The organism is Collinsella sp. SGI.095, from assembly GCF_050314535.1.
Lineage (GTDB): Bacteria > Actinomycetota > Coriobacteriia > Coriobacteriales > Coriobacteriaceae > Collinsella.
In genome coordinates this window covers 56906-69811 of sequence record NZ_JBNPNG010000006.1, presented here as the reverse complement: position 1 = coordinate 69811, position 12906 = coordinate 56906, and the positions used below count along the sequence as shown (strand labels likewise).

The window sequence follows — 12906 nt, the reverse complement described above, 5'->3', positions numbered from 1 at the left end:
TATGGCAAACCCGAAGGTATCCTTTATTGTTCCTGTCTATAACACTCAGGAATTCCTGCCTCGTTGTCTTGACTCCCTTTTGGGGCAGACCTGTCCGGATATTGAGATCGTCGTTGTTAACGATGGATCGCCGGATGACTCTGCTGCGATTATTGGCAAGTATGCGTGCAAGGATTCTCGCGTGTGCGTTGTCGAGAAATCTAACGGCGGACTGTCGTCTGCCCGTAATGCGGGCATGGATGTTGCGCGCGGCGACATTATCGACTTCGTCGATTCGGACGATTACGTCGAGCCTAATCTTACCGAGTTCTTGGTCGATACGTTTGCCAAGGAGCATCCCGAGATTGTTGTGTTTGGAGCCGTTTGCGAGCCTGCCGAGTTGGCCTCTAAGCGCATCAAGCAGTTGCTTTCTCCTGAGGCGTGCGTGTTCGAGTCATTTGATCCAGCGCTGCTATTTTCCGCGAATGCACAGCCCTATGTCTGGCGTGCGGCATACTCTCGCGGGCTGATTGAGCGTGAGTCTTTGCGTTTTGCCGAAAATGTCCGGTTTGCTGAGGACGTTGTGTTTCAGTTTGAATCGTATCCGCTGTCTGCCAGGACGGTCCTAGCGCCCGAGAAGCTGTATCACTACGTGATGCAGGAGAAGTCGCTGACGCATACGTTTAATGCCGGCGCCAAGCGCACGGACAAGGTCGATGCCCACTTGCTGGTGCTTCATGAAGTGCTGGAGCGCTGGGACAGGCGAGGACTGTTGGGTTTGCGTCCCGGAGAGCTTGCCACGTGGTTTTTGGATCTGGTTGTGTTCGACCTTGCACGCTTGGATGCGGAGGGTTATGCCGTGGTTGCTGCGAGCGTTAAAGGCGAGTTCCGACAGTACTTTGGTTCCAGCTGGATGGATCTTCCTTCTGCTACTGCCGTTCGCAACGTGGCAAGAAAAATCGCCGCCGGCGCGGGCGTTTCTCTCATCGACGTCGTTCGCCTCTATCTATCGACCCGTGGGCTGAAGGCTTGCATCGAGCGGTTTGTTTAGGGGTCACCTATCATGGCTTGGGAGTGCTGCGCGTATGGAATCTAATTACAAGAACATCCTGATTACGGGCGGTTGTGGTTTTTGCGGTTCGGCGTTTGTTCGCTATGTTGTGAACAACGTTCCAAATGCGCGTGTCACCATCCTGGATAAGCTGACCTATGCTGCTAATCCTGACGGCATAGCTGGGCTTCCGGAGGACAGGGTTAAGCTTGTTGTTGGTGACATCTGCGATTCGGATTTGCTTGATCGAGTCGTTCCCGGGCACGATGCAATTATTCACTATGCCGCGGAGTCCCATAATGACAATTCGATTGTCGATCCTAGCCCGTTTATAAAAACGAATGTCGAGGGCACATACCAACTCTTGGAAGCTGCTCGTAGACACCATGTCAGGTTTCATCACATTTCGACTGATGAAGTGTTTGGAGACCTGGCGCTTGATGATCCGCGTAGATTTACCGAGGAGTCTCCTTATCGACCGAGTAGCCCCTATTCAAGCTCCAAGGCGGCATCTGACATGCTTGTGAGAGCTTGGATTCGTACCTATGGTCTGCAGGCAACAATTTCTAATTGCTGTAATAACTATGGTCCATATCAGCACACCGAGAAGTTCATTCCGCATTCGATTGCATGCGTCCGGCGCGGGGAGTGTCCTAAATTGTACGGGGACGGTCTAAACGTACGCGATTGGATTCATGTCGATGACCACGCTCGTGCTGTTTGGCTCATTTTGACCAAAGGGAGGATCGGGGAGACCTATCTTGTCGGAGCCAATTGCGAGCGCAGCAATCTCGAAGTCCTCAAGACCATTCTTAAAGCAATGGGCAAAGACGAAGACTTTATCGATTGGGTTAAGGACCGTCCCGGCCATGATCGACGGTACGCCATAGACGCTAGCAAGCTCTGCCGCGAGCTTGGTTGGGCGCCGATCCATGGTGACTTTGCAGCAGAGATTTCGCGATTGTGCTATTGCAACATGCTTTTAACCTGATTGGCCTTTCGGGGTTAAGCTGCTGCTGCTCACGAATCTCTCGACGATGGGGCGCGCTTCTTGGCATAGAGTGTAAGCAACCGTATGAAAGGGGACAGACATGGGCAATCGAAAAGCTATGTTTGCTTCGGTGTTTATCGTGCTTCTGTTGGGAATTTGTCTCGTTCCCGCATTTGCTGAAGACAACGTGGCTACCGGCCAAGATACAAATGCCTCCCTGGCTGCAGACCAGTTGAACGAGTCCGAGCTCGTTACCAACGAAGTTATGTCCGTGGACAGTACGTCCGATTCGAATGCATCGGATTCGACCGATGCTGTGAAACCGGAAAAGCCCGAGTCTGTCTATGATCTCGCTTCCGAGCACGTCGATGACCTTACGGATGGGTTGTACACTTTTGGCTCTTCGGTTAACAGCAATTTTGTACTTGATGTTCCTGGTGGCACGGCGTCTGCTGGCAGAAAGCTGCAGCTGTACAGTGAGAACAAGACGAATGCTCAGGTCTGGCGAGTGTCTCACGATCAGAATGGCTTTGTTGTCATTGCTTCTGTCAAGGGTTGCACGCTTGATGTCCCCGGCGGCAGCGCGAGCAATAGGAATCCCGTTCAGCTTTGGTCCGATAACGGCGCCCTTGCGCAGCGCTGGGTCGCAATTAAAGAAACCGATGGCAGCTACACCTTTATTTCGGCGCTCAACCAGTCGTTTGCCATTGACGTGGCGGGTGGAGTTACCGCAAATGGCTCTGCCGTGCAGTTGTATGAGGCAAATGGTACGGCAGCTCAGCGATGGGTACTAACGCCTGCCAAAACCGAGCAGCAGCAGCTCGATGATCGGGCGGCGGCGCATCTCGCTGACCTTCCTGATGGGACATATGCTATGTTGGCCTCGAATGATTCGTTTGCGCTGATCACAGACGGCGGATCGCTGTCCTTTGACAAGTTCGGATATTCAGGCGTTCAAATGTTCGATGTCTCAACTACGTCGGACGGGTATCGCACCATTGCGATTCATGGTGCCGGGGCGGTTCTGGATGCGGCGGGCGGCAATGACGCCAACGGCACGAAGCTGCAGACCTATGCCGCCAATGGAACCAAGGCCCAAAAGTGGATCATCGAGAAAGACGGCGAGCGCTATCGGATTGTGTCGGGCTTGAACGGACAAAAGGTCGCCGACGTCCCCGGTGGCTCTATTGTGCCCGGCGCAGGACTTCAGCTATACAGTGCAAATGGAACAGCAGCCCAATCCTTCTATTTTGTGGATCCGACGGCCGTACGTTCCGAGCTCGATAAGCTCGCTTCCGTTAACCGGGAAGTCGTCAAAGACGGAGACTATGCGATCGTTGCTGGTCCGGACTTGTCTCGAATGGTTCTCGATGTTGTCGGCGGCTCTGCTTCTAGCGGTGCAAACGTGCAGATCTATCAATCGAATACGACTGCCGCACAGCGTTGGCGTGTTTCGCATGACGATGACGGCTACCTCACAATAGCGAACGTAAAGTCTGGCAAAGTCCTTGATGTTTCCGCGGGTTCAACTTCCCTGGGAGCGAACGTCCAGCAGCACGCGGCTTGTGGCGATGCGAACTATGCGCAAAAGTGGATTGCGGTACCGAATGGTGATGGAAGCGTTCGACTTCTTTCTGCTGTTTGGCAACAGCGCGCACTTGACGTTGCCGGCGGCTCGCTGAGCTCTCAGACAAACGTGCAGTTGTATGCTTCGAATGGAACTGCCGCGCAGCGCTTTACCTTTATTGCCGCGAACCCTGCGTCAGTTGGTCCGTGCGATGACATTTTGAAAGACAAGGGCTGGTTCGTTATTTCACCCTCTTCAAATGGCGCTGTTGCCTTTGACGTTGCCGGTGGCTCATTAAAGAACGGGGGCAACGTTCAGACATATTCCTGCAATGGCACGCTGTCCCAGCTATTTAAGGCTGAGTATCGAGACGGTTACTATGTTCTGCGTAATGCTGGTTCCGGTAAGGTGCTCGATGTTGCGGCTGGTGACGTTGTCCCCGGGACGAATGTCCAGCAGTGGGATGAAAGTCCCAACGACAACCAGCTTTTCAGTGTCATTGCCAATGAGGACGGAAGCTATTCGTTCATCAATAAGGGCACAGGGCTCATGCTCGCTGTGTCCGGTTCAAATCTGGTTGTTGCCACGGCGGGAGATTCTGTCCAGACGTCGTTTGTCTTTGCCGAGCAAGAAGACCTGCTGAGCGAAGGCCTTTATGAGGTATATCCGTCTGCAAATTCCTCCTATGCACTTGATGTCGCGGGTGCATCCGCTGACTCCGGCGCTAAAGTTCAGCTCTATACCGGCAATGGTTCCTTCGCCCAAAAATGGCTGCTTAAAAAGGTGGATGGAGCGAAGAATACCTATACGTTTGAATCTGTTTGCTCAACTAACAGACTTGCTGTTTCCGGTACCAATGTTTGCACGATGGCACCGGCAGATGTGAAGGTGCAGCAATGGGTGGCGCGAATCGATAGCAATGGTATTGAGTTTGTGTCGGCGGATGACCAAGACCTTTCGCTTGATGTGAAGGGCGGTAATTTTGCGTCGACTTCCAATATTCAAGTCCACTCCTCCAATGGCTCCGCTGCGCAGAGATTCCGCCTGCGCGCCACTTCGGCAACCATCGACAATGGTACGTATTTCATCCGAATGGCTTCTCACGCGGGATCGGTTTTAGATGTTTCTGGCGGATCGCACTCGGACGGTGCAAACGTTCAGATTTGGCAGAACAACGATTCGGGTGCTCAAAAATGGAACTTCTCTCGTAACGGTGATGGCTCTTACAATATCGTAAATGCCGCCAGTGGCAAGGCTCTTGACGTAAAAGATGGGGCTGCATCTTCTGGAACCAATATCCAACAATGGTCTAGGAATGGCAGTGCTGCCCAGCGTTGGTTTATCGATTATATACCCGGTGGATTTAAGCTGTCTTCCGCTCTGAATGGAGCGTTCGTAATCGATGTTTCTGGAGGCAACAGCGCAAACGGAACGAACGTCACTCTGCACGCAAGTAACGATTCAAGGGCGCAGCGGTTTACCTTCAGAGCTACTACGTACGTGCAGCCGCTGCCTGCCGATCAGCAGGCAATGTATAACCGTGCGCAGTGGTATAACAGCAACACGGAATGGCTAATTTTGACTGATACCGTTGGATGCCGTACAGGTATTTTTAGGGGCTCTCGTGGTAATTGGAGGCTCTGGTCTTTCTGGCAGTGTGCTCCAGGCAAAAATGGGTCGCCAACGGTGCTGGGTGAGTTCTCTGTTTACGGAAAGGGCATTTCGTTTGGACACGGATATACCTGCTGGTACTACACGCAGTTTTATGGAGACTATTTATTCCATTCGCAGCCTTGTTATACGGGAACGTTCAATGTGATGGATCACACGATGGGCCATCGCGCGTCGGCTGGGTGCATTAGGCTTACAACCGATCACGCTAAATGGATCTATGACAACATCCCCTATGGAACGAAGGTAGTTAACTACTAAAACTACTAAGGTAGAAGGCGGCTCGCGTTTGGCGAGCTGCCTTCTTTTGACGCAAAGAGTTGCATATTGCTCTAAACCGCGATTAAATGAAACAAAAGTATAGGCATTTTTTCCACATGTTGGATTGCATGATGCGATGCTTAAGCAATACGAGCTCGTGGGGGGATGCACTATGTCGTAGGTGTTGGCGAGACCTTCTGGGGGATGTCATGCGTCATATAAAACGTGCTTGCACATTATTGCAAGTGGGATGTTTGCTGGGGCTGTTTCTGGCGCTGCCCATCGGGCTCAATTCGGGTTCAACGGCATTTGCCGAGACTTCTTCGACCGGGCTTTCCGCCGAAGATACTGAGCAAACCGAGGAGACCGCCGCCCCTGTTTCAGATTCACTTTCAAGCGATATTGCCCAGGAGGGTGAGTCGAGCGACGAGAACCTCGACAGTGCATCCGAGGACTCCACTGAGGGCGTTGATCTGACAAAATATGCGACCCTTGACGCGGGTACCTATTTTCTTACCTCGACTTTGTCGGGGCATCGAGTGCTCGATGTTCCGGGCGGTTCGGTGAGTGCCGGCGCTGCGATACAGTTATATGGGAGAAATGAGACGACTGCACAGCAGTTTGTCCTTGTTGATCTTGGCAGCCGTCAATACGCTTTTAAAAACATTAAATCGGGGTTGTACCTTTGCTACCCAAACGATGCCTCTCGTTTCTCGGACCATCCGCGTCTTACGCAGAATGCTGGCGATGATGGCGCCTGGGGCTTTGCATGGCATGCTCGACAGGTTGGCGGCGGACTCGTCTTTTCGCCTGTCGTCGATGATGATTTTGCCATCGACATCGCTGGCGCCAGCGATTCCAACGGAACAGAAATCCGTCTCTATCAATGCAATGAATCCGCTGCTCAGACGTTTTCGCTTGAGAAGCCCAAGGCTACCATCCTTGCCGAGCTTGCTACTGCCCACGCCTCCGACCTCGCTGACGGCACCTACTATATCCGCTCGGCAAAAAGCTCCTGGCAGACGCTTGATGTTGCGGGTGGATCTAGGTCATCGCGTGTGAATGTCCAAATATATGCCCTCAACGCCACGGCTGCACAAACGTGGACCGTTTCTCATGATCAAAATGGCTTTGTCACATTAACCAACAGTGGTTCCGGTCTTGTTCTTGATGTTTCTGGCGGAAGCGCTCAATCTGGAACGAACGTCCAACAATATGCGTCAAATGGTTCTGCGGCGCAAAAATGGATTGCTGTTAAGGATGGGGGCTCCATCAAGCTGGTGTCCGCGCTTGATCCGTCGATCTGCCTTGATATCGCCAACGGTAATACAAGTAGCGGCACGAACGTGCGAACTTGGTCGGATAATGGCACGATTGCTCAACGTTGGACATTTTTCAATTTAGACGTTCAGCGCGAACAACTGGATGCGCTTGCCCAGCAAAATGCTGGCAATATTGCTGATGGGCGCTATGTCTTGGCACTCGGCGTTGAAGGAGCTAAGGTTCTGGACGTGAACGGTGGCTCTAAAGCCAACGGCGGCAATGTTCAGTCGTATGTGTCGAATATGATAGCGGCTCAACAGTGGGACATTTCGCATGATGAACTTGGCTATTTGATTGTTAAAAATGTTTCCTCTGGCAAGGTGCTTGATATTGCGGGCGGTTCTTGTACGTTGGGGACCAATATTCAACAGTATTCATTCAATGGATCGCGTGCCCAGCGCTGGATCGCCGTTCCCTCGGTGCCTGCTGGCTCGTTCCGGTTGCAGTCCGCAGTTCTGCCCGATCTTGTTCTAGATGTTGCAGGCGGATCTTCCTCGAATGGCGCCAATGTGCAAACATATGAGAGCAACGGTACCGCTGCCCAAAACGTTCGTTTTGTATCGGCCGTTCCCGATGTGGCCCCGTCCGACGATCTTGGTTTGGACGGCTGGTTCACTATTTCGCTGGCATCGGATTCATCTCGTGTGTTTGATATCTCCGGTGGGTCCTCTTCCAACGGGGCAAACGTCCAGACTTATGCTGCTAATGGCACGTTTGCTCAGTTTTTTAAATTTGTATATGAGAATGGCTACTATCGAATCGTGAACGCCCAGTCTGGCAAGGCTCTCGATGTTGATGGTGGCAATGTGTGCCCCGGAACTAATGTCCACCAATGGAGCGGTGACGGCAATAACGCTAATCAGCTGTATTCCATTGTTCGTAACGATGACGGCTCCTATACGGCAACGAATAAAGCAACCGGATTGGTCCTAAGTGTTGCCAACTCTAATGTGTACGGAGACATCCCGTCTGATTCCGCGTCGCAGCGTCTTGCCTTTACAAAGCTGACCTCGCTTTTGCCCGAGGGCTTCTTTACCATTTCGAACTCTGCTTCTTCTGCGGTTTTGGACGTTGCGAGCGGCTCGGCCAGTGATGGCGCTAACGTTCAGCTCTATGGAAGCAACAAGTCGATTGCTCAGAAATGGAAAGTTGCTAAGGTTGCCGACCGTGATAATACGTATACCGTTGAAAGCCTGGTGTCTGGCAAGGTCTTAACGGCAGATGAAGATGGCAACGTTTGCGTCCGATCTTCTGATAATGGTGGTGCTCAGCTTTGGACCGCCCAGATTGACAAGGGCGGCGTCAACTTCGTTAACGTTGCAACCGGCAAGGTCCTAGGTGCCGCAGGTGGCTCAACAAGCAATGGAGCTAATATTAGGGTGTATGATTCTAACGGCACCTTGGCACAGTCTTTCAAGTTGTCTGCCTGCTCGTTAGTTGATTCGGGCACCTATGTTATTGCCACTGCTTCTAACCGTTCCAAGGTGCTAGACGTGGCGAGTGGCTCTCGTTCAAACGGTGCTAACGTGCAACTTTGGTCTTCCAATGATTCTGGCGCTCAAAAATGGAACGTCAGCGTTAACTCGGATGGAACCATTTCGATTCAAAACTGCCGAAGCAAAAAATATCTTGATGTCCTGAATGCCCAGGGTGCTTCGGGCGCTAACGTTCAGCAGTGGCAGGGGAATGGAAGCTCCGCTCAGCGCTGGCGTGTTGATTACGTGGGCGGCGGCTCCTTTGTCCTTCGTTCTGCGCTTAACGACTCGCTCGTTTTGGATGTGAACGGGGGTGCGCTTAATGATGGAGCCAATATCCAGATTTACGCTGCTAACGGCTCCGACGCGCAGGGATTTTACTTTACCCAGACGAGCTATACGCCCGAGGCGGTAGATCTGGCTGTCCCAGTTTACAATCAGTACTCCGCTGGTCTTCCCAACGGCTGTGAATCGGCGGCCCTGACCAACGTCCTTAACTATTACGGTTTTGGTGTTGGTCCGTGTGAGATGGCCGATCGATGGATCCCCCGTAGCTCTTGGGACTTTGTCTGGTGCTTCTGGGGAGACCCTCACAGCTACAACAATGGTAACGAGATCTGCGCTCCTGGACTCAATAGGGCTGCCAATAATTTCCTGGCAAGTAGGGGGAGCAGCCTGCGTTCGTACGACATGTCGGGAACCTCTCTGTATGACCTCTGCAATTACCTTGATGATGGACATCCGGTCATTATTTGGACTACCGTTCATCAGGGCAACGTTGGAAATATCTATGCCCGACAGGGTGGATATTTTGCTTGCGTTAACTCGCATACGGTTGTTCTGAAGGGTTATAACCCTCAAACAAACAAGGTCATGATCTCCGATACCATCGATGGCTATACCACCTACGATCGAGATTGGATTGCTTGGGTCTACCAGCAAAGAGGTGCGCAAGCAGTCGTTATTAAGTAACCAATTGCAACAATATCGCGGCTCGTATCAACTATTATAGATTCAGTGTTAATTTGAATCGGGGGTCTGATATGAGTTGCAGCCGATATACCCGTGGCCTAGCTGCTATTTCGGTAGTTGCTTTGGCTGCGGGTCTTTTTGTTTCCTCCGTTGGAGTATCTCCGTTATTTGCCGAAGAAGTGTCCACGAACGGACCCGACGCTAATCGAGTAATCGAATTTGGTGCAGCCGATGACGGTGACGGTAGCTTAGCTCCGAATAGCTCGACTGTGCTATCTAGCGAGGGGCGATCTGAAGACTCGTCGACATCTGCCGTCGAATCGGCCGATGGTACGACGCCTCAAGATGCTGAGAGCGTTGAGGACTTGGCTGCTAAAAACAAGGGGACGCTTTCTGGCGGTACGACCTATGTTTTTGCTTGCAGCAATGCCTCGCGTAAGGTGTGGGACGTTGCGGGTGGATCTTCCTCAAATGGCGCTAATGTTCAGATGTACTACTCGAATATGACTAAAGCTCAGCGCTGGTTAGTACATGAGGACGAGAACGGCTTTTTAACGTTCGAAAACACCGGTTCCGGCTTGGTGCTTGATGTTTCTGGTGGTATAGCCGAGTCTGGTCGTAACGTTCAGCAGCATGTGGCTAACGGTACGCGCGCGCAAAAGTGGATTGCCGTTAAGGACGCCGATGGAGGCTTGACGATACATTCCGCCCTTAACTTTGATTACGTGCTCGATATCGCGGGTGGTAGCTCTTCTGATGGAGCTAATGTCCAGCTATATAAGGCCAATCAGACCGCCGCGCAGCTGTTTTTTGCAATCGACTCTAATCCGGTCATTGACTCTTTAGGACAGAACGTCGCCGACGGTGTTTATTGTTTTGAATCTGTCGGTTTGGCGCTCGATGTGAAAGGCGCTTCTGCTGAGTCCGGTGCGGCTCTTCAGTCGTATGCAAACAACGGTACTGTCGCGCAGGCGTTCCGTCTTACGTATGACAGCGCATCCGGTTATTACACGATTGCTTCGCTTGTTTCAGGCAAGTTGATTGACGCCGATTACGGTAGCGTCGTGCCCCGCGGCGCCGCCCACCTCTACGGATCTCTTGATGACGCTGGTTCATATACAAAGAATCGTTTTTGGATCCTTGAGCCTTCTGGAGAGGGTTTTGCCATTAAAAACGCCGCGAATGGGCTGTATCTTTCGTTTGAAAGCGGCGTCGCCGTCACCTCGACTGATGCCGTCACTTGGACTTTGACGCAGACGAAGGGCTTTACCTGGACGCAGGCTGATGTCGATGCCTTCGCTGCTGCACAGGGTTTGCAGATCCCCGATGGAACTTACGCCCTCGGTATGGACTCATCACCGCGAAGTGCTGTCGATGTTTCTGGTGGATCTGTTTCGAATGGCGCTAACATCCAAATCTATGCCTCCAACAACACCGCAGCTCAACGTTGGGTCATTAAGAATACGCTCGACTCAAATGGCCAGCCTACCGGCTATGTGACGATTGCTCATGCAGGAACCTCTTCGGCCCTCGATGTCACGGGTGGAGGCAAAAAGTCCGGCACCAACGTTCAGCAATATGCCGTGAATGGCACTGCCGCGCAGCGATGGATTCCTGTTAAGCAGACAAATGGGTCATTCGTATTTTATTCCGGCCTTGGACGAAATCTTGTTTTAGACGTAAGCGGCGGAAGCGTCTCTAATGGCGCAAATGTTCAAATTTGGACAGCAAATGGCTCTGCAGCGCAGCGTTTTATCGCCATCGATGCTAATCCTCATGTCACGGCGGGCACCCAGTCGGTTGCGGATGGTATGTATCAGATCAATTCCGTTTCCGATTCTTCTACATGCCTTGACGTGACGGGAGGTTCCGTCTCTAACGGCGCCCGAATTCAAACGTATGCCACAAATGGCACAATGGCTCAGTGTTTTAAGCTTTCGTTCGATTCCGCCACGGGTTTCTACTCGATCCGTTCCGCGAAGTCTACCAAGGGACTTGATCTTGATAGCGGCGATATTTTCCCGGGCGCAAAAGTTCAACAGTGGGATTTCCCCGGCCTTGGCTCAAATCAGCAGTGGCGTATTGAGCCCGATGGAGATAGCTATGCAATCCGTTCCGTTGCGAGCAATCTGGTGTTGGAACGTAAACCCGATGGTTCCGTGACGACTGCCTATGAGTCCGGCAGTGCTGCACAGCATTGGACTTTCGAAGTCTTTACCGTTTCGCTCGATGAAGGCTGCTACTCCATCTGTTCGGATTCTACGGGTAAATATCTCGACGTTACCGGTGGTTCCTATGCAGACGAAGCTCCACTGCAGGTTTATACGGGAAACGGTACCCTGGCTCAGAAATTCTGGGCTCGTAAGGATGATCGGGGCTATTACTCGTTCCAATGCGCCAATTCTGCCAGGTATCTTTCGGCTCGAGAGTCCGACGGTGCCATTCTTCAAATCTCGGACAAAGAAGACGACGAGGCCAAATGGTCGATTGAAATCTGCTTTGGGAAGGGGATTGAGCTTAAGAATAAAAAGACCGGTAAGGTACTGTCCATTTCTGGTTCTGGCGGATCTGTTGTCTGCGTTGACGAGAACGGGGCCACGTCGCAAGGGTGGAGCATCACGTCCGTCCCCCTTATTTCTGACGGTTTCTATGAGTTCGCTCCCATGCATGCAACTGGACAACGACTTGATGTGACTGGTGGCTCTCGCTCGAATGGCGCAAACGTTCAAATATATGTTTCTAACGGTACGCTAAGCCAGCGTGTTTGGGTCCGTAGCGTCGGTGGCGGCTGGCACTCGCTTACGGCTTGTTGTTCTGCTTACCCACTTGATGTTCTCAACTGTTCTGATGCGGATGGCACGAACGTCCAGCAGTGGCAGTGGAATGGTTCGAATGCGCAAAAGTGGCGTTTCGAAATGGGGGAGAGCGGAATCAAGATTGTTTCGGCTTGCGGCAATAAGGTCCTGGAGGTAAGCGACGGGGCTACCGCGAATGGAGCCAATGTCCAGCTTTGGTCTTATACGGGCTCCGCTGCTCAGTCTTGGCGCGCTCTCTCTGCTGAGCGTCCTGCGAAGATCGGTTATCAGAATCCTTCGAACTATCCGCAGGTAAGTAGCTTGACGGTGAAGCTTCCGAGCTATTGCACGGGCGAGTTCACCTATGTTACGCCGTCTCGTATTGCGATCGATGCCACACGAGACGACTGCGTCAATGCCTTTATCCAGCGTGCCTATGAGTATGTTGGCACGAAGTACATCGAGCCCTACTCTACCGCGCCTGGCGGCGCCGTCGATTGCTCGGGTTTTGTGCTGCAGTGCCTCTATGCCACGGGCATGGATATGGGTATCTACAACCCCTATAACCATCGTTGGCTTTCTTGGCAGACGTACAACTCTATGAATTGGTACAATAACGGTACCTTTATGCCGGTAAGCGTCAACAGTATGCAGCGCGGCGACGTTATCTATTACCGCGGGCATATCGCCATCTATTTGGGGGATGGGCGCATGATTGACTCCTGGCCCCGTCAGGGTGTCGGCGTCCATGGTGTTTACGAGCGCGGTAATCCCATTGGTGCTGCACGCCCGTTCGTATAATCCAATTTTGTTTATCGAGG

At 52.2% G+C, this 12906-nt stretch carries 5 protein-coding genes; all 5 read left to right on the top strand.

Going from position 1 to position 12906, the window contains the following annotated elements; all coding sequences use genetic code 11:
• Window position 1: 1 nt before the first annotated feature.
• Window positions 2-1030, top strand: coding sequence for a glycosyltransferase family 2 protein (locus ACQRCA_RS03945; protein WP_427718789.1), 1029 nt, complete (start codon window positions 2-4; stop codon window positions 1028-1030).
• Window positions 1031-1064: 34 nt separating this feature from the next.
• The gene (gene rfbB, locus ACQRCA_RS03940; protein ID WP_427718786.1) at window positions 1065-2021 is read left to right on the top strand and encodes a dTDP-glucose 4,6-dehydratase; all 957 of its coding nucleotides are present in this window, start codon (window positions 1065-1067) and stop codon (window positions 2019-2021) included.
• Window positions 2022-2121: 100 nt separating this feature from the next.
• Window positions 2122-5520: an RICIN domain-containing protein gene (locus ACQRCA_RS03935; RefSeq protein WP_427718784.1), complete on the top strand. Its 3399-nt coding sequence runs from the start codon at window positions 2122-2124 to the stop codon at window positions 5518-5520.
• A 254-nt stretch (window positions 5521-5774) separates the two neighbouring features.
• The gene (locus tag ACQRCA_RS03930) at window positions 5775-9290 is read left to right on the top strand and encodes an RICIN domain-containing protein (protein WP_427718781.1); all 3516 of its coding nucleotides are present in this window, start codon (window positions 5775-5777) and stop codon (window positions 9288-9290) included.
• A gap of 71 nt (window positions 9291-9361) precedes the next feature.
• Window positions 9362-12886, top strand: a complete 3525-nt coding sequence (locus tag ACQRCA_RS03925) for an RICIN domain-containing protein (protein ID WP_427718779.1) — start codon at window positions 9362-9364, stop codon at window positions 12884-12886.
• Window positions 12887-12906: the final 20 nt, after the last annotated feature.

Excerpts from the sequence above, each read along its gene's own strand:
- ACQRCA_RS03945 (WP_427718789.1), top strand. The coding sequence starts at position 2 with ATGGCAAACCCGAAGGTATCCTTTATTGTTCCTGTCTATAACACTCAG.
- rfbB (WP_427718786.1), top strand. The coding sequence starts at position 1,065 with ATGGAATCTAATTACAAGAACATCCTGATTACGGGCGGTTGTGGTTTT.
- ACQRCA_RS03935 (WP_427718784.1), top strand. The coding sequence starts at position 2,122 with ATGGGCAATCGAAAAGCTATGTTTGCTTCGGTGTTTATCGTGCTTCTG.
- ACQRCA_RS03925 (WP_427718779.1), top strand. The coding sequence starts at position 9,362 with ATGAGTTGCAGCCGATATACCCGTGGCCTAGCTGCTATTTCGGTAGTT.